The 21,000-nt window shown below is 71.2% G+C and carries 17 protein-coding genes; 5 read left to right on the top strand and 12 right to left on the bottom strand.

Translation table 11 applies throughout. The features are described from left to right. Positions 1 to 47: 47 nt before the first annotated feature. The 10 genes from BS83_RS44700 to BS83_RS00135 all read right to left on the bottom strand — a co-directional run bounded on the left by BS83_RS44700 (position 48) and on the right by BS83_RS00135 (position 11,475). Positions 48 to 731, bottom strand: a complete 684-nt coding sequence (locus BS83_RS44700; protein WP_157596640.1) for an ATP/GTP-binding protein — start codon at positions 729 to 731, stop codon at positions 48 to 50. A gap of 251 nt (positions 732 to 982) precedes the next feature. Continuing rightward, positions 983 to 1,573: a hypothetical protein gene (locus tag BS83_RS00175; protein WP_037599529.1), complete on the bottom strand. Its 591-nt coding sequence runs from the start codon at positions 1,571 to 1,573 to the stop codon at positions 983 to 985. 166 nt (positions 1,574 to 1,739) lie between these two features. Beyond that, on the bottom strand, positions 1,740 to 2,630 hold the full coding sequence (locus BS83_RS00170) for a hypothetical protein (protein WP_037599527.1): 891 nt from the start codon (positions 2,628 to 2,630) through the stop codon (positions 1,740 to 1,742). Further along, positions 2,627 to 3,238 carry a hypothetical protein gene (locus tag BS83_RS46090; protein ID WP_051942232.1) on the bottom strand — a complete coding sequence of 204 codons (612 nt, stop codon included), beginning with the start codon at positions 3,236 to 3,238 and terminating at the stop codon, positions 2,627 to 2,629. The genes BS83_RS00170 and BS83_RS46090 overlap by 4 nt, the downstream gene beginning before the upstream one ends. Beyond that, positions 3,235 to 4,356 carry a C40 family peptidase gene (locus BS83_RS48155; RefSeq protein ID WP_269664819.1) on the bottom strand — a complete coding sequence of 374 codons (1,122 nt, stop codon included), beginning with the start codon at positions 4,354 to 4,356 and terminating at the stop codon, positions 3,235 to 3,237. The genes BS83_RS46090 and BS83_RS48155 overlap by 4 nt, the downstream gene beginning before the upstream one ends. Further along, on the bottom strand, positions 4,353 to 6,782 hold the full coding sequence (locus BS83_RS46910) for a hypothetical protein (protein ID WP_037599523.1): 2,430 nt from the start codon (positions 6,780 to 6,782) through the stop codon (positions 4,353 to 4,355). The genes BS83_RS48155 and BS83_RS46910 overlap by 4 nt, the downstream gene beginning before the upstream one ends. Further along, positions 6,779 to 9,388 (bottom strand): ATP-binding protein, encoded by a 2,610-nt coding sequence (locus tag BS83_RS00150; protein ID WP_037600130.1) that lies wholly within the window; start codon positions 9,386 to 9,388, stop codon positions 6,779 to 6,781. Before BS83_RS00150 ends, BS83_RS46910 begins: the two co-directional genes overlap by 4 nt. Positions 9,389 to 9,393: 5 nt before the next feature. Then, on the bottom strand, positions 9,394 to 10,071 hold the full coding sequence (locus BS83_RS41080; protein ID WP_051942230.1) for a hypothetical protein: 678 nt from the start codon (positions 10,069 to 10,071) through the stop codon (positions 9,394 to 9,396). Next, positions 10,068 to 10,382, bottom strand: a complete 315-nt coding sequence (locus BS83_RS00140) for a hypothetical protein (protein ID WP_051942228.1) — start codon at positions 10,380 to 10,382, stop codon at positions 10,068 to 10,070. The genes BS83_RS41080 and BS83_RS00140 overlap by 4 nt, the downstream gene beginning before the upstream one ends. 61 nt (positions 10,383 to 10,443) lie before the next feature. Then, positions 10,444 to 11,475: a conjugal transfer protein gene (locus BS83_RS00135; RefSeq protein ID WP_157596638.1), complete on the bottom strand. Its 1,032-nt coding sequence runs from the start codon at positions 11,473 to 11,475 to the stop codon at positions 10,444 to 10,446. A 507-nt stretch (positions 11,476 to 11,982) separates the two neighbouring features. Between BS83_RS00135 and BS83_RS00130 the strand changes: the two genes are divergently transcribed. After that, entirely contained in the window at positions 11,983 to 12,162 is a 180-nt protein-coding gene (locus BS83_RS00130; protein WP_037599521.1) for a hypothetical protein, read from the top strand. A gap of 622 nt (positions 12,163 to 12,784) precedes the next feature. Here the strand turns inward: BS83_RS00130 and BS83_RS00120 are convergent. Further along, positions 12,785 to 13,192 (bottom strand): hypothetical protein, encoded by a 408-nt coding sequence (locus tag BS83_RS00120; RefSeq protein ID WP_157596637.1) that lies wholly within the window; start codon positions 13,190 to 13,192, stop codon positions 12,785 to 12,787. A gap of 177 nt (positions 13,193 to 13,369) precedes the next feature. On the opposite strand from BS83_RS00120, the gene BS83_RS00115 reads away from it, so the two are divergent. Beyond that, positions 13,370 to 14,314, top strand: coding sequence for a hypothetical protein (locus BS83_RS00115; RefSeq protein ID WP_157596635.1), 945 nt, complete (start codon positions 13,370 to 13,372; stop codon positions 14,312 to 14,314). 242 nt (positions 14,315 to 14,556) lie between these two features. On the opposite strand, the gene BS83_RS00110 is transcribed toward BS83_RS00115, so the two are convergent. Continuing rightward, positions 14,557 to 16,008 carry a tetratricopeptide repeat protein gene (locus BS83_RS00110; protein WP_037599514.1) on the bottom strand — a complete coding sequence of 484 codons (1,452 nt, stop codon included), beginning with the start codon at positions 16,006 to 16,008 and terminating at the stop codon, positions 14,557 to 14,559. Between the two features lie 491 nt (positions 16,009 to 16,499). Here BS83_RS00110 and BS83_RS00105 point away from each other — a divergent pair, with 491 nt between their 5' ends. From BS83_RS00105 to BS83_RS46085, 3 genes are read left to right on the top strand one after another with little or no spacing between them, the layout of a single operon-like run. Then, positions 16,500 to 19,127 (top strand): P-loop NTPase family protein, encoded by a 2,628-nt coding sequence (locus BS83_RS00105; protein WP_051942225.1) that lies wholly within the window; start codon positions 16,500 to 16,502, stop codon positions 19,125 to 19,127. Then, the gene (locus BS83_RS00100) at positions 19,124 to 20,011 is read left to right on the top strand and encodes a replication-relaxation family protein (protein ID WP_051942224.1); all 888 of its coding nucleotides are present in this window, start codon (positions 19,124 to 19,126) and stop codon (positions 20,009 to 20,011) included. Before BS83_RS00105 ends, BS83_RS00100 begins: the two co-directional genes overlap by 4 nt. Beyond that, positions 20,008 to 20,997: a hypothetical protein gene (locus BS83_RS46085; RefSeq protein WP_051942223.1), complete on the top strand. Its 990-nt coding sequence runs from the start codon at positions 20,008 to 20,010 to the stop codon at positions 20,995 to 20,997. The genes BS83_RS00100 and BS83_RS46085 overlap by 4 nt, the downstream gene beginning before the upstream one ends. Positions 20,998 to 21,000 lie beyond the last annotated feature (3 nt).

Raw genomic sequence — 21,000 nt, 5'->3', positions numbered from 1 at the left:
GTGCGCGGTTTCGTCACCATCGTCTGTCCTCGATCCCCGCTCGTCGTCTAGTTGTTCACGGTGCGCAGCTCGCCGATCTCAACGGCCGAGTTGGACTGCCGCGTCACGGTGATCTGCCCGGTCTGCCCGGTGGTCGCGGTCCAGTCCACGACCCAGGTGCTCGTTGCGGTGATCGTGTACTTCCCGCCCGGCTCTTTGTCGGAGGTCGCCGTGTAGATGTGACCGCACACCGGAACCTGCGCGCCGAAGGAAGCTTGATAGGCCACACCGGGGTTGTCGCACGTGACCGTGGCCCCGTCGCCCATGGTCCAGACGATCTGCGTCGCCGACCCGGTCGCGGTCACCGTCACACCGCCGGCAGATGCGGCCGCGGTGTTCGGCCCCCAGGTGGTCGGTGAGACGTTGTCCCACAGCCACACCGGGAGCCCCACCACGCCCTTCGTCCCAGGTGGCGGAGCTATCCCGACGGCAGGACCCACGAGTGCCATTTTCGAGACGGCCTGCTGCGCCAAGGCTTGAACGTCGACGCCGCCTCCGTAGCCGGGCGGAGGATTCTGGAACCACCGGCCGGCACCCCCAGGAAGGCCACTGCCTGCGATCAGAGGGCAGTTCTCGGAGTAGATGGCGCCGTCGCCCGGTTGGTGACCGGCCCAGTAGGCGGTTCCTGCAGGCGGCTGGGGGCTCATGAGCTGGTAGTAGCAGCCGTCCTCGCCGTCGAACCAGCCGAACACGGGGTCGTAGCAGGGGAAGCTATGGCCATGGAAGGAGCACCCGCCACCGCCTGAGCCTCCGGAGCCACCGCTTCCTCCGATGGCGGGTTCTGTCGGCTGCGACGACGGACCTGAAGCGGCAACGGTGCAGTCGCCTAGTCCCACCGGACAGGTCACGCCGCCACCGCCACCAGAGTCGGCAGAAGCCTGCAGCGGGACAGCCCAACCTACGATGGCTAAGACTGAGGCAGCGACGACGGTGGGGCGCACGTTCAGCACGTGCGGCTCCTGTCGATTGACCCGCTGATAATCCACCACTGAACGTCGAATCGGGCCTTGTAGGTGCCCGGATGCCTGTGCTCCGGGCTCGTCAGCGCTACGGGCTTCCCGGTGCTCTTGTCCACGGGGTAGAAGTTCGTGGTGTCGATGCAGTCTGTGATGGTGGCGGTGTACGGCTTCGCCGTCATGTTCAGCACTGACACTGTGGGCGACAGGATTGGGCGGCCGCGCATGACCAACCCTTGCGACACGTAGTACTGCAAGCCTGACCGGATCAGGTAGTCCGCGTTCTCAACGGCGTACCTGTTGATGGGGATGCCATCGAGGCTGCCCTGGCTCCACGCCTGGATCGCCGTGTTCCAGAAGCCTTGGTACGCGGTGAGGAGGGCTGCCTTCGCTGTGTCCGTGGGGTTGGGCGAGGGGGAGGCACTGGGGGTCGGGAGGGCGGTGTCGGTCGACGTCGCGACGTGCTTGGCCGAGCTCCCGCAGGCGCTGAGGAGAAGGCAAGCCGCTGCTGCAGCGGACGCGACCAGGTGTCGGCGTCGGGCTCGTACGGGTGCGAACGGCAGTTGATTCTGCTGCACGGTGGGAGGCCCCCTTTGCTCAGCGTAGAGTGATCTTGAACGGATCGTACTGCTTTTGCGTGACTGATTGTCGTGCATTGGTCAATCGGCTCGGAGTCGCGCAGGGCTGTCAGCTGCTGGTGTTCAGCAGCTTGCCTCGGTGGGCGGTTCCTGCGGCTGTCCGAAATCACCTTGTTGGGTGACAAACGCTCGTGGCACATGACGCCCGCTGTGCGCGTTCCTTACCGCAGCGCAGCTCTTGCCACACCTGTTCTCTTCCGTCGACTGGGGACCACCAGACCGCAGCGTCAGCTCCCGCCTGCGTGACGGCATCAACGCTGACGACGCCGATGGACATGTTGTCGAAGAGACCCTGTACGCGGAGGTCGGCTCTGGCTGCCTCCCGGAAGGCGTGTCCAACGGCGCCGATTGCGGAATCGCTGGGGAGGGCGATGAGAAGGAGAGGCGCTCTGCCGAACCATCGCCGCCACGGCCCCTTCGCCGGGTGATCGCCTTCGCTCGCAGTCAGCTCGGCGTAGAGGCGCAGCCGGGCGACTGCGGCTTCGGGTTCATGCTGGTCCGCCCACAGATCGACGAGAGCGTGCACGGGTTCAAGGACATGTCGTCGGTGGATCAAGGTCTTCATTGCGGCGGTCGGCCGGACCTCGCGGCAACCTCCCGCACTGTCCCTTGAGCGCAAGCGCGGCCGGGGCTCCCACTCGAAGGGGGCGTCACCGAAAGCGGCACGATGGGCCTGCAGGAACGACAAGGCCAGCGAGGTCACAGCATCGGCCCGGCCGCCGTTGCCCGCGGCGGCCGGTGCGGTGAGGGGTGTCTCGATGGCGAGACCGGCGACAGGGTTGCTGCGGGCGACGGCCAGGCCGTCGTCTGTCAGCAGCCACACGCCATCGATCCGGGCTACGAGTTGCTGCTCGTGAAGAGCTCTCAGTCGCCCGTCCAGGAGCCCCTGGTTCGTCGGGTTCTCCTCGCGCAGCAAGGCGAGCAGTTGGTCGGTGCCGGCCGCCTGGCGTCGGAGCAGTGCGGTGAGGATCCGACAGGTCAGCTCGGGCGCCGTCATCGGACCGGCTCCCAGCCGCCGTCGTCCTGCTGTGCCAGCTGGACGGTCGCGGGCAGTCCGACTTCGGGATCCCCCGCGGGGGAGGTCCCTGCCCAGAGCAACGTCACCGATACCCGCCCGGGCCCGGTGCCGCGGGCTGCGGCGGCCTGGATGCGGATGTCGCTGAAGCCGGACGCTCCAGGGGCGGCGAAGTAGCGGGGCCACTGGGCGCGACCTTCACCGGTGAGGTCGGCGAGCCAGACGGCGCGCCCGAGTTGGTCCAGGCGCTGCTCCAGCGTCTTGGGCAGGTTGTGGGGGCTGTGGGCGTCGAGCATCGCTTGGATCAGGTGATCGCCGGCCGGGCCGTCGTCCGGTGCGAGCGCGTTGCTGGGAAGGACTGCCGTGCCGGTGACCGCGATGGCAGGGGTGCCGGTGGCTGTGGCCCCAGCGGTGGAAGTGGGGGAGGCCGGAGACGGGGTGCCGGCCGAGCCCGGTGCGGACTTCCTCGGGACTGGAGCGGTAGCGGCGGTGTTCCGGGCGTGTGGTGTGGTGCCCGGCCCCACGCTCAGCAGCATGAGACCGACGGAGGCCAGCGCTGCGCTGAGCCCGAGAATCTGAGATGTCTTCACAAGATCCGGGTCCCTCCGGCGAATGTGGACGATTTGATGTCGACTGGTTGTTCGAGGACGCCTTCGCCTGGCCTTGGCGCGGCGACCTGCATGCCACCGCCCGCGTATATGGCCACGTGGTAGATGGAGGCGTCCTCGCCGGGGATGTAGCCGTAGAAGATCAGGTCGCCGGGACGGAGGGCGGCGAGCCCGGCGGAGGCGGGGATGCGGTGGCCGACGCCGGCCTGCTCGGCGGCCGTGCGCGGCAGCGTGATGCCGACCTGGGCGTAGGCGTAGAGGGTCAGGCCGGAGCAGTCGAAGCCGGTGATGCGGCTGCCGTCCTGGCCGCCGGGGGAGCAGCATTGGCCGCGGGTGGGACCGTACGCGTTGCCGCCGCCCCAGGAGTAGGGGACGCCGAACTGCGCGGCCGCGGCTCGCAGCACGATGGCTGCCCGGCCGCTGGCCGGCACCGTGGTGGGGAGGGCGGCCAGGGCGTCGTACTGCGCGATCGCCGCCTCCACCTGCTGTACGTAGGCGTCGGAGTGGTTGTAGGAGAGCAGCGCGGCGGTCAGCTGGGCGGGCTGTGTGAGGTCGTGGCCGTTCCCGCACAGGTAGACCGCGGCGGTGAGGGCGGCGTCGAAGGCGTTGTCCGGGTCCGCGGGGGTGCGGGTGTTGCGGGCGTTGATGCCGTCGGCGAGCCAGGTGGCGGGCATGAACTGGAACAGTCCGAGGGCGCGGGCGTAGTGGCTGCCGCCGTCCAGGGTGACCTCGGCTGCATTGGTGTTGATGACCGGTGTGGTGTTGCCGCCCGCGCCGGAGCCGTCCAGGAGGGGGCCGTAGATCGGCGGGGTGATCTGCCCGTCGGCGGCGATCTGGTGCCCGGCGGCCTGGGTCGTCTCGACTTCCGCGATCCCGGCCAGGATCTCCCACCGCATGCCCTGACAACCGGGCACCAGGCTACGGACCTTTGTGGCGGCGAGTGTGTAGGCCTGGCCGAGGACCGGGGGCAGGCCCGCGACTGCGGCCGCCGACCCGTCGGACGCGCTGGCCGAGGTGGTCGCGGCCATGCCGAGTGGGAGGACCATGGTCGCCATGACGCACACGGCGGTGATGAAGCCGAGCAGGATCAGCTTCTTCACGGCTGCCCACCGTTCTGCCAGCTGCCCGGCCCGCCGTCGCCTGCGATTCCGCGCCGGCGCAACTGCTGCTGGAACTCCTCATAGACGCGGCGCGCGGCCTGGTAGTCGGCGCCACCCCAGTCGTCCGCCCCGTCAGCGAAGACCTTCCCCGGCGGTGACGACCCTTCGGCGGGTGGGGTGAAGCGCAGCGGGGCGGCCGCCGCCGGGCGAGCACCGCCAGAGGTTGCGGGCTGGGAGGGGCCGTAGTGCAGGACAGCTGCGGTGGCGGTGTTCACGGCGCCGGTGCGGGTCGCTGTCCCAGCGGCCCGGCCGTAGACGTCGGCGGCGACGTGCATCCTCAGGCCGGCCTGGGCGGCGGCTTTCCCGCCGAGGCGGACCGGGGTGGTGATGTCGTCGAAGCCGGGCTTCCATTCGGTGTGCCAGTAGTTGGCGGCCTCGAGCCGGTAGTGGGTGGCCTGGCCGCGGACATCACGGCGGACAGTGGCGATCTTGCGGCGGGTGCGGGTCCAGGTGGCGGGTGCGCCGAAGGTGGCGCCCCAGGCCAGGCGGCTGGATCCGAGGATGACTCGGCCGCCGCGGGTCTGGATGAGCCGGTTGTGGAGCCGTGATCCGACCGGGAGCTGTCCGCCCAGGCCCGGTTTGATGCGGCGGGCGTCGAACTCTGCCGGGGTCAGCGCGCGGCCCTTCCAGGCGTGGTGGATCCCGCGCGCGGTGAGGGTGAGTGGGGCGAGGCCGTGGGCGGCTTCGCGGCCGATGTCCCCGAGCAGCCGCCCGGCGCCGAGGGGGGAGCCGGGGATGTCCGCCAGCGCCCGGGCGCCGGACAGGAGTCGGGCGCGGCGTGCGAGGTGGGCCTGGACCGGGTTCCCGGCGGCGAACATGCCGTACCCGCCCGCCCCGCCACCCAGCGCGCCCCCGCCCGCGAGGGCGCCGGCGATGACCTGGCCGGTGCGGGTGGCGTCGTCGCCGGAGCCTGAGCCGCCGATCCGTGCCCAGCGCATCCGGTTCGCCAGCCGGGAGCCGGCGGTGGAGGCGCCGGCCATGATGCGGCGGTGGAAGCCGAGCGCGACCACAGCGACCAGGTCGATGAAGAACAACCGGGTGATCAGATCCTGACCCGATCCGGTCAGCAGCGCCGTGCAGGTGAGGCCGAAGACGGGAAGGAACACCGAGGCGGCGAACAGCACCAGGATCGAGGTCACGAACGAGCCGATCCACCGCCACAGCACCCCGCGACTGGGACCCGGCAGGATCGCCCACACCAGCGCCGGGTAGTCGAGTGCGGCCAACAACGCGTCGGCGGCTTGCGCGGCGAACAGGGCCAGCACCATCGCCACGACCATGACGAGCACGACCAGGGCGGCGAACAGCAGCAGCATCGCGCCGAACACCCGGTCCCACGACGGCGGGGCGACGTAGGCGGAGATGGATGGGTCGAGGGTCTTGAAGCGGTCGGCGAGGGCTGTGGCTCGGTCACCGGGCGAGTTGCTCGGCGCGCCCTGTTCGCAGAACTGCTTCGCCAGGAGGTACAGGCCGCTGCAGTCCGGCGTGGCGGGTGCACCCTGTTGGCACAGGAGTTTGGTGGCGCCGGTGAGGCTGTCGCAGTTCCCTCCAGGCAAGGTGGCGCTGCCGTTGGCGGTGACGGAGGCCAGGTAAGTGTCGAACGCCTTGTCGCCTTGGGGGATGGGGCGGCCGAACTGCAGGAGCTGGTAGGGCTGCACGACGAAGGTGGAGGTAAGTGTCTGCTGGAGCGGGCCGGAGATCGAGGCGGGATCGACGTTCGCGGGCGGTGGTGCGCCGTGGTTGGTGGTGACGGAGGCGACCTCGAGGGAGGCCTGGCGGGCCTGGTCGAGCAGGCCTCCGGAGCCGAGGACGACGTCGGGGCGCAGCAGCCCGGCGGAGGCGACACCGACGATGGTGAGGGTGAGGGCGAGTTCGCCCAGGGCGCGGCCGGTGCGGCCGCGCAGCAGCATCACCGAGCAGACCACCACCGCCCAGGCCAGCAGCATGCCGGGCAGGCCGAGCTGGTCCACGACCCAGGTGCGGTAGCCGTCGGCGAGCTCCTGCGACTTGCCGGCCAGGGCCTTGGTGACGGGGAAGCTGTAGGCCCAGTGGATCAGCCAGCACTCCAGGCCGACGATGATCCGCACCAGGGAGAACAGCATCGCCATCAGATAGGACTGCGCCATCTGCTCGAAGTCGCCCACTCCGCCCGGATCGGACACCAACGCGTAGTGGTCCAGCGGCACACCCTCCGAGGAGGGCACGTTGAACGGCGCGAGCATGCCCCCGCCCCCGCCATCAGTTGTGGTGGCCGCGGCGGCGACCTGCGCGCCGGTGAGCAGGAACGCGAAGACCGTGCCGGTGAGGAAGCCCGCCCGTCGAACGGCGTACCAACTCGGGCGCCAGTGCTGCAGACACTTCGTCATGCTGACGCCCCGACGCTCTTGAGCAGCATCCCGCTGCCGCTGCCGCTGCCGCTGCCGCTGTCCGAGGGCGTGGTCCCGATCTGTTCCTCGATGCGAGGGACCGGGGGGATCTCGATCCGGACCCTGCCGAGGCGGCCGGCGTTGTCGCGCAGCAGACACTCGCCCTGCCGGTCGGTTGCGCCGCTGGGCGAGAAGCCCGCGACGGTGTCGAGCAGCTGGAGATCGGCGGGGTCCAGGCCGAGGAACTGAAGGGAACGGCGGATCAGTGCCGGGTCGGTGTGCCGCATCACGAGCTTGTAGCCGAGCAGGCCGCGGGTGGTCTGGTCGCCGAGCTCGTTCGGGTCGTGGGAGCCGAGGCCGACGCCGGCGTTGTGCTTGCGGCCGTCGTGGACGATCTCGTGGACCAGGTGCGCGCCCTCGGTGGAGGAGGTGAGCCAGTAGCACTCGTCCATGTCGATCCACCCGAACCGGGAGGGAGTCTTGAACGCGACCTCCCGGGCGACCGCCGCGACCAGATAGAGGACCGCGCGGCCGATCAGCGCCTCGAGCGGCTGCTGCGCCAGCAGCTTCGGATCGGCCAGCGCCTCCTTGGAGGGGAGCAGCAGGCCGGCGGTGGTGAACACCACCATGTCGCCGTCCAGGTTCTCCCACCGCAGGGCGGCGAGGGCCGGGTCGAAGACCATCTGCCCGAACCGGTCCTCGGCGACGATCCGCAGCATGTCCGCCAGCTGTGCGGCCTCCTGCGCCCGCCGGCTCGCCTGATCCTCCTCTCCCAGCGTGGTGAGGTGGTCCAGCACCGCGCGCATGCTCGGTGCGGCGGTGGCGGCGACGTGGTGGACGGCGTGACTCAGTAGCGCCCCGGCCGCCGACATGGCGCCGACGCCGAGCTGCAGGGTGAGGTAGCTCATCGCCCACCGCGCGCCGTCCGCGGGAGGGAACAGCCGCAGCGGGTCGATGCTGACGGTGGCGGTGGCTGCGTCCACGATCTGCGCCCGGCCCGAGGTGGCGGCCTGGGCGAAGGCGGCCCACTCGCGCAGGGGGGTGCGGTCGATGACGATGGCCTGCCCGCCGCGGTCGACCACGGCGATTGCCAGGGTCTTCTGCACGATGCTCTTGCCCGACCCGAGCTCCCCCACCACACCCATCGAGGCGGAGCGGTTACGTCCCGGGGCTCCGGCGAGGTCGATGAGCACAGGGAGGGCGGTGCCGCTGTCGAGGTTGAACCCGGCCAGCGCGCCGTGCTCATCACCGAGGTCGACGCTGGTCGCGGCCCCGCGCAGCGCCCAGTCCCCGGACAGTTCGTGCTGGCGGAACTCCCGCAACCTGGGCGAGGACACCGTGCCGGGCAGCGAGAGGGAGAAGAGGATCTCCTGGCTGCCGACCGGGCGCACGATCTGGTAGTTCAGCGCGGTGAACGCCCCCGCGAGCGTTCGGGCGCGTTGCTCGGCCTCCGCCGGGGTGGTCGCCCACACGGTGAGCGCGGTCACCGACTGGACCTCGACCTCGCTGGTGGTCTGCTCCAGGCGGCTGCTCTCCTCGCCCAGGTCCCCGGCCGCGTTGTAGATCGTGTCCGGAAGGCCGGAGGTCTCCGCGCCGTACTGGTCGGCCTGGTCCACCAGCTCCCGCTTCTTGCGCCGCACCGACAACTTTGCCTTCTCCGCCGGCACGACGGCGAGGTCGATGACGTAGTCCACCGGGAACGGACAGACCTCCAACTGCGCCAGCACATCCGCCGCCGACGCGGCCGCCACCGCCGGCTGCTCACCCACCACGAGCTGGGCCTGGTAGGAGGTCCCGGCTTCGCTCTCCACCTGAAGCCACCGCCGCGCGATCAGTGATGTCCCGTCCGTGCGGTGCAGCCCCCGCGCCCCGCGCCCTGGCCCCTTGGACCCTGTCTCGCCGGCGGACGACGGGCGGCCGCCTTCCGTGAGCCGCACCTGCCCCAGCTCCAGATAGGAGGGGGAGCGCAAAGTGCCGCCCACGATCCGGCCCCCGCCGGTCGGTGCCTCCTCGGCCTCCAGGAGCAGCGGCGCATCCAGGCCTCGGCAGATCGCATGCCGGCACATCCACACGATCTCCGCCGGGCGCGCCGGACGAAGCGACGGTCCGGACGCGAGCGCCGCGGCCAGGTGGCGGGCCTGCTGCCGGTAGACGTCCACTTCGCCTTCGGTCACCTGCACCGGGGCCATACCGAGCAGGTCGGCGACCTCCGTCCACGTCGCCGCGAGCTGACCGGCCCACGCGGCCTGCCGGGTGGGGGCCTTGAGCGGCACCGCGAGCCAGTGCGTGCGCCGGAACATCTCCTGGTCCGCGACGAGGTCGAAGCAGGCATCGGCGGTCTCCTCCCAGGCGGGATGCCGCTGCAGGTCGATGCCCTCGATCATGCGCGTGCCGACCTCGCCCGCGTCGATCTGCGCGGCCAGCCCGTACCAGCGCGGCGCGCCCTCGAGCTGACGGACCATCGACGTCAGCCGCGACACGAGCTCCGCGCGTACCCGGGCCGGGGAGTAGCGGTTCGACACCGGGGTCACACGGAAGAACGCCCACACGGTGCCGGTGGTCGACCACACCAGGTTGTCGACGATGTGACGGATCGGAACACGCATCAAGGTCACGCCTTCTTATTCGAGGTGCGGGCGCCAGCCTGCTCCAGCAGCAGATCCAGCGAAGAACGGGGACGGGACGGCGCGGCGACATCGGCGGGCGCGGTGCGGCTCCTGCCCACGGCTGCGGTCATCGGCCCGATGGTGCGGCCCGGGCGCGGCGTCCGCGGGGGACGCTGCGGGGGACGTGGAGGTGGGGCGGAGGAGCGGCGGGCAGCACGGGTGCTGGGCGCGGCCGCGTACCGCCTTGCCGTGGTCGTCCCAGCCGCTACGCCCTCACCGGCCGGGCCGGTTCCAGTGCCGGTCTCGGTGAGGTAGAAGCCGCCGTCGAGCCGGGTGCTGGGCGGCTGCTTGGCCGGGCGGCCGCCGATCCGGCCGGCGCGCGGCTGGGTGAGGACCAGTGCCCACCCCCACACCGCGGCCTCCGGGACGCGGCCGCCGATCCGCGCGCACCGCGCCGCCCACACCGCGACCCCGAGCACGACGATCGGCAGCGGCCCGAAGACCGGCCACCACCAGGAGATGGTCTTGCCGAGCACGAGCAGGCCGACGCCGCCGACGACGAGCTGTGGCCGCGAGTAGGGGCCGAGCCACAGCCGGATCTCGCCGAGCTTGCCCAGCACCCATGGATGCCGGCGCGCCCTCGTGTAGGAGCGCGCGACCGGTGCCTCCACAGCGGTGGTCACCGCCGCGCCTCAGCCGTGGTGGGGAGGGTCTGGATCGGGGAGTGGAGCCGGCTCATGCCGTGGGTGTCGGACTGGAGCTCGTTGGTGACTGCGGTGCCGAGCTGGTCGCGGTCGTTGTAGAGGCCCAGGCACACGATGGCGGCGAGTGCGACGCCGATCCCGGCCTTGATGCTGAACCTTTGGACGATCTTGACGACGACGACCACGCCGACGACCGCCTCCAGGGCGGGCTTGGCCCAGTCGGCGAACATGCCGATCACGTTGGTGCCCAGATTCTGCAGGGCGCCGGCCATGTAGAGGTGCTCGATCACAAAGAACTCCGCGGAGAGAGAAGCAGGAGAGGGGGGAGGAGCAAGAGGGCGAGAGGCGTGGTCAGGGTGCTGTCGCTGATGGGGCCACCGACGGCGTCGTGGTCGAGGTCGCAGCGGACTGGGCGGACAAGGCGGGGCCGGACTCGAGAGCGGCGACCTCCCAACGCCCGGCCCGGGCGCGCATCCGCAGCGCGTAGCCCAGCGGCCAACTGCTGCCGCTCTGGTCGGTCGCCGTCACCTGGACCCAGACCCCGCAGCCGGTGCCGTCCGCGGGCACCTGGCCGTCCATCCCCGGCTGCCCGACACTGACCTGACCCACCTGCACCTGCGAGTACAGCGCTGCGGCGGGTGCCGGGATGCGGGTGCCGGGGGACAGCAGTGCAGAGAGGTCGCCCTGGCCGGTCAGATAGGCGGTGGCGAAGGCGCCCACCGCGGAGGCGAGCGGTGTGCCCGCGGCAGCGCTGTCCGGGTACAGCGCCTGCGGGACGTCGGCCGCTGTCGGGGCCGCGATGGCGGCGGGCTGCGCGACGACCGCCAGCGACCCGATCCCACCGCCGGTGGGAGTCATCTGGATGGGGACGGTGAAGTACCGCAGCGCGCTCAGCCGGCCGTCGGTCTCACAGCCGACCGTCACCGACCAGTAGCCGTCGCGCACCCGGGTGCTGCGGACCGACGCGCACTGCGCAACCGACGTCGTGCCACTGTCGGGGGACTCCGGCGTGGTGCGCAGGTCGATGTTCGGGGCGAGTGCGCGCAACGCGGCCAGGTGCGCGTCGTCGGCGCTGCCGTCGGTGCGCAGCCACAGCGAGACGAACAGCTGCGCAAAGCCCGACGGGTCCTGCGCCAGGGTCGGCGCGGCTGCGGCTGCGGCTGCGGCTGCGGCGGCGGCTGCGGCGGCGACGGTGTGCGCGGGTGCGCGAGCCGGGAGGCGGGTGGAGGCGCAGGACGCGACCAGGGCCAGCGGCCCGGCCGCGAGCGCAGCCCACACAGTGACGCGGCGTAGCCGTCGCTGGCGCCAGGCCCGGCCGGGATCGACAGCAGCGACGACGCCTTCGGCGAGTTCGTCATCAAGGTGAGCGGGGGAGCGGGACATCGAGGTCTGCCTCCGGGATGCGGTCGGGTTCTTTGTCCCGACCAAACCCCCGCGAGGTCACCGCTCCGGTAACCAGATCCACCCGCCAGGCATCACGAAAACGTAACGACGGCAAGGTAACCAGTAACCAGCCCGGCTCCGGCAGCAGGTAACCAGTGCCCGCCGCCGGAGCGGGAGCCAACTGCGGAACACGGCCTTGACCTGCACTGGTGACGTTCCTGGATACCCCGGACCGGCCGGTTAACCAGCGCGCCTGGGCGCCGTTCGCCGCCTTCGGGCCCGCCCCCACTACCAGTCACCGAGGTCTCTACCAAGACCCGGATCTGCTCCCGTCGACGGCCACCAGCCTTCGCTCCGCCCCATACGGGGCGGGGACCAGCACAGCCAGATTCGGGTGTTGGTGGAGCCTCGGCGGACCGCTTGTCTTCGCCGCGTCGGAATCCCCCGGGGCGGCGCGAGCCCCCTCGGGCCGACGTGACCTGTCGTCACGATCCGTGGAGGCCAGCCATGTCCAAGAAGAAGAAGTCCCACGCGAAGAAGGCGCCCAGCCGTCCGCTGCCCCGCCCCCAGAACCGGCCCCGCTCGCGCTGGGCCGACCCCGTGCGCACCGTCGCCCTGGGCGTCATCACGACGTGCGCGTCGACCTACGCGCTGGTCCTGATTGCGCACATCGCCGGCCGGAGGTAGCGCGAACGCTCCGCTCTGCGCACGCCCAGCAGCACAGCTGCGCATGCGCACGGGAGGAGGTGCGCATGCGCAGCGCAGGAGGAGAGGAGGGTGGCCGGTGCGCAGCGCATCGGCCACCGCGCGCTCGTGCGTCAGCCGTAGAGGTGCCGACACTGCGCGTACAGGTTCCCCGGCAGCCCGCCCTCGTGGGCGAGGGCGTCACACGGAGACGGACCATGCCGACCGGTGGAGTGGGTCGCGCCACCGTGGGGGTGGGATCCGGTCGTGCCGCGTGCTGGGTGGTGATGCCGGGCCGGCGCGTCCGGCGCGGGGAGCGTGACCGCGCGCGGGGCCGGCTCGGCGGGCCTGGGCGTACCCACCGACGCGGAGAAGGCACTGCCGGAGGCAGAGGGGGAAGCCGGCTCGCTCGCCGGGTCCGCCGAACGGGAGATCCGCGGATCGGCCGGAGAGGCCGGGGCATCCAATCCCACGGGGGGTGAAGCGGTCGCGGTTGCGCTCGGGTTGGCGGCGGCCGGTGACAGGGCGGGGTTCATCCAGTGGTGGTGCGCGGCGCAGCCGCACACCGCGAACCAGGTGGCCGCGCTGAGGAGGGCCGCCGTGGCGGCGCGGAGGCCGTGACGGTTCATCCGCCGGTCCCGGTGAGCTTCACGATGCGGGAGTCGTAGCCCGGGCCGATGTCCGCGGTCAGCACCACGTCCGAGTGGCGGGTGAACGCGCTGACGGAGACATGGTGATCGTGGCCGCACACGCGCGCGACCGTGTCTCCGCCGACGTACAGACCCCAGTGGGACTCGATCAGCTTCAGCTCGACGCAGCCGCTGTCGGCCGTGACGGTGCCACGCACGCGGAATCCTCCGTGCTCACGGGTCACATCCAGCTGCGCGTGCCCGGTCACTGACGAGTCGCCAGAGGCCGCGTCCAGGGAAATCGCCTGGTACTGGCCGGTCGCTTCGGCGGTCGGCGTGCTGGCCGCGAGCGCTGCGGCCGTCATCGCGACGGCCAGCAGCCTCCCGGTGGTCATGGTGCTCATGCGCTGCACAACGCGGACCAGGTCCCACCGACACGCTTCGGGCCTTTCCCGACCGTCCGTCATGGGCCCGCACGGGACTGGTTACCTGCACCGAACCCAGGTCACCGCCCCGGTAACCAGTGCAGGTCAGGGGCCGATCCGGTTCGCGGCAGGCTGTCCTTGGGCAGAGTGGGGACCGTGTGCGCCCACCAGCGGAGCACGGGAGCAGTTACGGCATCGCAATCGGCAGCGGCGGAACTGGTGACCGTAGTGGTGACCGGTGCGGCATGGGGTGTGGGGCACACCTTGGAGGAGGACACTGTGTCCGGCATTTCGCTGCTGTTGCCCCAGCCCCCCGCGTACCTGACGGCGGCCACGCTCTACGTGATCGCCGGGATCGCCGTCTGCGCTCTGGTGAGCCTGCCGCTGCCAGTCCGCGGCGAGCACCCAGGCGACGACCGGTTCAGTATTGACCCCGTGCGCGCCGTGGGCGCTGTCCTCGCGGTGGTCGTGTGCGTGGTGCTGTGGCCGGCCGCCCCGCTCTGGACGGCCGCCAGGAACGCGCGCACGCGCGCAGCCGCCGCTCCCGCGCACCGCACGGCCGGCGTGCGCGCGCAGCGAACTTTCCAGCGCAGTGCACTGCGCACCGCACTGCGCACCGCACTGCGCACCGCACTGCGCAGTGACGGCGAGGAACAGCCGGTGTACCTGCAGCAGCCCCCCTGCGCAGCAGACACCACCGGCGGGGATGCGACGTGGGTCGATACCGCAGCCGCCCGGGTCGTCGACGCGCTGATCGAGCGCAGGCTCATGGACGCGGTCCTGGGTGCCCGCTCACTGGTGTGGGACGTGGAGGCTGCCTTCGGCCCGAACAGCAGCCAGCTCTGGCACGCCACCGAGCTCCTGGCCCATGTGTGCCACGAGATCGGCGACGACGTCCGCGCCGTGCGGCTGTACGCGCGTGCTGCCACGGGCTGGGCGCAGAACTTCGGCGCCGACCACCCCGGTGCGCGCGCCGCCTTCGACCGCGCGACCGCGCTCTGGGCGCAAGCCCACGCGGCCGGTGCGACGGACCCCGTCACTTCGCTGCTCATGGCCACGGTGAGCCGGCTGTGCGCACGCCGCGACGCCCGGCGCTGGTGAGCGCTGACTGCGGCAGAACCGCCGTCCAGCGACGTGTGACAGCGGAGCTGGACCCATGGACACCGAAGTTGGACCGAACGCAGTTTGTGACAGCGAAGGTGGATCACTGCTGTTCAGGAGCCCGAAGCAAGTCGTGCGTCGGGCTCTCGTACCGTGCTCCTCCTAATTGGACGGCCTGCCAGAAGTCGGTGCGAGGACCACCGCTGTCCCGTCTCAGCGCAGCTTAACCGCGGCGCTCCAGGCTAGAACGGCGGCTCCTCGCTGAACCCGGCCGTGGCGGCCCAGGGATCGTCCTGCTCCCGCTGCTCCGCCGCCTCTCGTTCCCGCTCCCGCTTCCGCCGTTCGGCAGCCGCGCGACTCTCGGCGATCGTGGGAATGGCGTCGAGGGCCGCGGCCGTGTGGCCGTGCCTGATCAGCATGTCGGGCAAGTCATGGTGGACCAAGTAGTGGGTGGAGGAGCGGAGCAGTGCGAGGGCTTCCTCCGTCCGTCCGTCCTGCTCCAGCAGCCGCGCCAGCGCGGTGTCCCACTCGCCCGGCTCCCGCTCGTTGAGGGCGGTGGCCTCCGAGATGCCCTCCTTGCAGCGGCCTGCCTCGCCCAGCAGCCAGAGCCGCAGGTGGCGGACCTGGTCCGGGTGCTCCTTGGCGTATTCGTCGGTTTGACCGTCCAGGAGTTCGAGTGCCCGGTCGGGGCGGCCGTCTTCGACGAGCAGCTCCAGCGCCCATTGGAGGAAGTTCCAGCAGTCGTAGTACTCGTAGGTGGGCCGGCCGGTCTCGACGGCTTCGTCGACCCTCCCCTGGCGGACGAGGAGGCGCATCAGCGCCGCCCGGTCCTTCGGGTGGTCATGGGTCGCGATCCCCTCGCGCAGCACGCGTTCCGCCTCGTCCGCCTGCCCCGTGTCCTCCAGCGCCTTCGCGTACACGTCGAGGGCTGAGCGGTGGTCTTCGGTGGCCAGGGCCCCCAGCTCGTCGATCAGGCCCTGCCGGGCGAGGAGCTCCGCGTAGTACTCCGGGAAGTTGACGGGGTGCCGTCGGCCCGAGGCCCTCTCGGCGCGCAGGACCGCGACGGCCTCCTCTGTGCGCCCGGCCCGCTCCAAGACCCGGGAGATCAGGAGCAGCACATGCCACCGGTCGGTCCGGTTCGTCCCGCAGGATCCGCCGCACCGCTCGCACGCCGCGCTTTCGGCAGCCTCCATGTGCTCGGCCTCCCGCGTGAGCACGGCCAAGACCAGGTCGTCGTGTCCCAGCCCCTCGGTGATCTCGACCAGGCGGGAGCGGAGCCAGTGCTCCCTGAGGTGGGGTGTGAGCACGTCGACGGCCTCCTCTATCCGTCCGGCCTTCGACAGCAGCTCGGCGTAGCGGGCGCACACGTGGCCGTCGCCCAGTTGGGTCGCGTCCGGGCGCACCTTCGCGAGCGCCTTGTCGCCCTCGCCCTGGTGGATCATGATCTCGGCGGTGAGCCACTCGGCAGGTCGCCAGCCGATCTCCGCGAACGGTTCCAGCAACGCCAGCGCCCGGTCGCACTCGCCAGCCGCGCACAACTCCCGGGCCGCCGCCTCCGCGCAGTTCCAGTCCCCGCGCTCCCTTGCCGCCCGGACCAGCAGTTCCACTTGCCCCAGGTCGAGGAGGGTCCGCGCCAGCCGCGGGTAGACGCCGCCGTGGTGGCGCGCCTGCCAGGAAAGATCGTCGATGTTCACCCGGGCACCTTACGAACTGCCGCTGACAGCCTCCGCCCAATGGGAGCCGGGATACCGGCAACACTCTCGTACCCGGCGCTCGAACTCCGCTGGGACAACCCGTCACCAGCCGAAGTCCACATGAGGGATCAACCGTCGGCGCGCTGTCCGGCCTCTGGCCACGGATGCACAACCCAGGCCGCACTGCTCCGACCTGGGCGCATCCAAATTCGCTGTCACAAACTGCGTTCGGTCCAACTTCGGTGGCAATCGGTCCAGCTCCGCTGTCACAGGTCACCAGGGCATCTGGTGACCCGTCAGCGCCACTGGTGACCCTGGTCGTTATCGCCTCGTGACCGTTCGTGGGTGGATCTGGTGACCGTAGCGGTGACCTCGCCCGGGTCTGCTTCCCGTGTCGGATCCCCACGATCACCACGGAAGGCGACTGTGCCTCACAACCCCAGCCTCTCATCCAATTCCGCCTGCACCGCGTTCTCCCGCGAGCGTGCCCAGTGAACGGCGCGACCACCGAACTGGTGCGACTCCTGGTCCACTGCGCCGTCTGGTTCTGGCGCGCACCCGCATGGCTCGCCGCGCATGTCCTGCTGCTCACCCTCGTCAGCCTGCCGTTGATCGCCGGAGGCTGGTACGTGCGCGAGCAGCTCACCGCCAAGATTCTCGGCCACCGGGTGCGCTACATCCTCCAGCCCGCGCGCTCCTTCGACCCCTGCACGGAGGAGATCATCCGCAGCGCGGCGGTGCTGCTGCGCGCCGCACGCTCGGGGCCGTGGTGGGCGCCGGCGTGCGCGAAGGCGGTCCGGATCCGGATGCGCGCCGACGGCACCGCGGACACCCCGCTCGACTACAGCGTCGAGGGACATGTCAGCGCCCGGCACCTGCTGTCGACCACCCCCTATAACCAGGTGACCGTCCAGCGCGGGCGGCCGGTCCGGGACCGGGACCGCAAGCACACGCTCCGGGCGGAGTTCGTGTTGCGCGGTGATCCCGCTGCGGCGCTGCGCGAGGTGCCGCTGCAGCCCGACCCGCTGCAGCCGATCGTCGATGCCGTCGCCGCGGTCCGTGCAGACCTGGGCGATCTGGCGGAGGTCGTCCTGGACCTGCAGCCGGTCCCGAACTGGCGGCTGCGGCTCAAGCGCTGGCAGCTCGCCGCGGCCGCCCGCACCCGGGCACAGGCGGAGGCCCGCAAGGCCACCCGGCGGGCGATCGCGGACACCGACGCGGCCCGGGACTCGTTCACCTACCAACTCGCCCACCTGCTCGACAGCGCCGGCCGCGGGCAGCAGCCCGGCGGCCGACGCCTCGCGATGCCGGTCCGCCCGCGCCCGGTGGACACCCGCCAGGTCTGGGGCCGCCTGGCCGACGACGTCGGCCTGGTCCGACTCCAGCTCCTGGTCCGCTGCGCCTCCGACCACAAGGGCCGCGCCGAACGCGCCCTCAAAGCCTTGACTGCGGCGATGGACGTCTACGCCGGACGCTCCCGCCTGCGCGTGGACGGCACCCGCCTGGGCCCGTGGCAGTGGAGCGCCAACCACGCCCTGCGCCGCGGCGGCTTCGACCGCCGCTGGACCACCGGCCGCTTCCACCCGCACACAGACTCCTGGCTGAACATCCACGAACTGGCCGGCCTGCTCAAGCCCCCCACCGTCCACTGCCGCCAACCGCTGACCGCCGCAGCCCTGCCCGTGTACCAGCTGGGCCAGCCGCTGATGCCGCAGGGCTGGTACCGCAGCCCGGACGGCACCACTCGGCTGATCGCCTCCCCGCTCGAGGAGACCTTGTTCTCGGTGTCCGTGGGCAAGTCGTTCTACGGCAAGACCACCCGGGCCGTGGTTCAGGCACTCGCGGTCGCGCTTGCCGGCGACGGTGTCTTCTTCGTCGACCCGCACGCCGACTCCTGGACCGCAGCCGCACCCTTCCTCGCCCACGACCAACTGCGGGATCGGGTATGGCGGATCGACCTGACCGGCCGCCACGACACCGCCCGCCTGCCCTCGTGGAACCCACTCGGCATGGACGCCGGCCAACGCGCCGACGAAGTGGTGCGCGCAACAGTGGACTCCTTCGGACTCGTCCTCGGCTGGGACGACCACACCGCACCGCGCGCCACCACCATCTTCTTCAAAGCCCTCGAGGCACTGGTCGAGATCAACCGGCTGGCCGCCCAAGCGGGGCAACCGGCCGCGCAGGCCACCGTGTTCCAGGTCCGCACCCTGCTCACCGACCCGGCGTTCCGCGAAGCCGTCCTCGCCAAGCTCCCTGCTGCGGCGAAGGCGTGGTGGACCACCACCTTCACCGGCTACGGTTACGACGCGCTCGCCCCGGTCCTCAACCCCCTGGACCGCCTCGCCGCCGACCCGGTCGCCCGCGCCCTGCTCGGCGCCCCCACCGGCAAATGGAACGCGCGTGCGGCCATGGACCGCCGCCGGATTGTGTGGCTGTGCCTGGGCGGCACCGGCCCCACTCAGCGCCTCCTGGTCAACCTCCTGCTGCGCGACGTCTTCCGCGCCGGCCTTTCCCGCGGCGACCTGCCGGAGACGAAGCGCAAGCCGTTCCACGTCTGGCTGGACGAGATGATCTCCCTCGACCAGGCCGGCGCCGGCTCCACCATCGCGGACATCACCGAGCAGCTGCGCAAGTTCGGCATCCGCCTCCATGTCCTGGTCCAGCTGCTGGAGCGCATCAACGCAGGCACCCGCGCCTCTCTCCTGCAGAACGCGTCCATGCTCTCCACCACCGCGGGCTCCCTCGACTCCGTCCGGGCCGTCACCGAGCAGTGGCACGGCGCTCTCTCGGTACGGCAGGTCGCCGAACTGCCCCGCTACCACCACGCCCTCTCCTTCACTGCCGGCGGCACACAGCGCGGCCCGCTGACCGTGCGCGGCCCCCAACCAGGAGAAGTCTTCGCCGCCCTGCGCAGCGACAAGCACCTCGGCGACCTCACCCAGGCCAGCGCCCGTGCCCTCGGTGCCCGTGCAGCGGCCACCTTGCACCGCATCGCCGACCAGCACGACCAGAAGGTCGCGGACTTCCTCCGCCGCCCTACGGCCACACCCCGCACGACTAAAACGGCCGCCCGGGTGGAGCTGGCCAAGCCCACCACGACCACGGAGTTCGAATGACCGACATCGACGTCCCGTACACGGTGCTGGCCTGCCTCTACCTGCACCGCATGGCCACCACCGCGCACCTGCACCACCTGGTGGGCATCGCGCGCCAGCAAGCCGCCACCCGCCGCCTGCTGCGCGAACTGGCAGCTGACGAGCTGGTCATCTCGGTCAACCTTCCCGGGCCGGGCCGCACCAAGCTGTGGCTGCTCACCGCCGCCGGCCGAGACCTGTGCCAGGCCATGCCCGAGGTACGCGGCCGCGAGTACCCCCTGGTCCAGGGCACCCATCTGCGCCGCCGCGCACCCCACAGCCTGGACGTCCTGCGCACCCACCTGGCCTTCCTGGCCGAGGCCCGCCAGCGCGGCGACGAGTACGGGCCACTGGACTGGGAACCCGAGGTCTACCACCGCCTGTCCGACCAGCGCGCCGACGCCGTCATTGCGGACGCGCTGATGCGCTACACCATCAACGGCCCAAGCGGCTCACGCCGACAACTGCGGGCCTTCGTCGAAGTCGACCGCGCCACCATGTCCAGCGAACGCCTCGCCTCGAAGCTGATGGCCTACGGGCGCTTCCTGGACTACACCCCACTCCCGGTCGGTGCGGCACGCCGCCGCCAGACCACGGCCGTCCAGGTCCCCGTCTGGCAGCGCTCCTACCCGGTCTATCCGCGCGTCCTGTTCGTGCTGACCGGTGCCTCGCGCACCGTGATGGAGCGTCGGGTTGCGGACCTGCAGGCGATGGCCGTCGCTAACCCGCTGGCCGCCCGCCTGGCCCAAGTCGTCCCGCTCGGCGCAGCCATCCTTGAGGACCTCCAAGAGCAGGGCCCGTCGGCACCGGTCTGGACGCCGCTGGCCGGAGACGACCTGACGAGGCGAGGGTGGTCCGAGCTGTGACCGCGCCCGCCTACGCCACCATCCGCCGCGGCCCGATGGCCGCGGACGCCTTCACCCAGATCTCCAACCGGCTCTTTCGCGACGGGCGGATCAGCTTCAAGGCCAAGGGCCTCTTCGGACTGATCTCCACCCACCGCGACGGCTACGGCATCAACCCCCGCCGCCTGGCCGCCCAGTCCACCGACGGCCTGTCCGCCATCCGCGCCGGCCTGAAGGAACTCGAGCAGTTCGGCTACCTCGTGCGCGACCAGCAGCGGCGCCCCGACGGCACCATGGGCCAGGTCGAGTACCTGATCACCGACATGCCGATCGAGCAAACCCCCAGCTCAGGACCGGTAGCCGAAAACCCGCAACCGGCCCCCACCTACGAGGACGCACAAAACCGCAGGTCGCAGCCGGTTACCGATTATCCGCACGCGGTTCATCCGCACGCGGCTCATCGCACCCCTAAGAACAACAAGAACAAGAACACCAGCCGGAAGAACACCAACCCCACCTCCCCCCTCCCGCCCCCCGAGCCGGCGCAGTCTGCTGACGCGAGCAGGAACGGAAGTGGTGGGGAGACCGGGACGAAGGCGAACCCACCGCTTCCGGCAGCACCCGGTGAAGCAACAGCCGGCCAGCAACTGCTGTGGCAGGTCTGCGACGCGGTGCCGGCCATCAACCTGCCCGCCGCCGCCATCCGCGCGCTCGGCGAAAAGGTGGACGAACTGCTCCGCCGCGGCTGGACACCCAGGCGCGTGACCACCGCGCTGACCGTCGACACCGACGGCCTCACCCACCCCCGCAGCGTGATCACCTGGCGCATCGACGACCTCCTGGCCACCCCCACACCCGCCGCGACCCCGACCGCCCACGACCCACAACACCAACGCGACCGGCCCGTCGCCCACGAATGCCCAGGAGACGACGGACTGTGCGGCCGCCCCCTGCGCACCAGCCAGACACTGTGCCGGACCTGCGCGGAACACGAAGGCACGCCATGAAGC

Origin of the sequence: Streptacidiphilus rugosus AM-16 (assembly GCF_000744655.1) — a bacterium.
GTDB lineage: Bacteria > Actinomycetota > Actinomycetes > Streptomycetales > Streptomycetaceae > Streptacidiphilus > Streptacidiphilus rugosus.
Note: the sequence above shows the minus strand (reverse complement) of the source record. Positions and strands in the feature narration are given on the sequence as shown.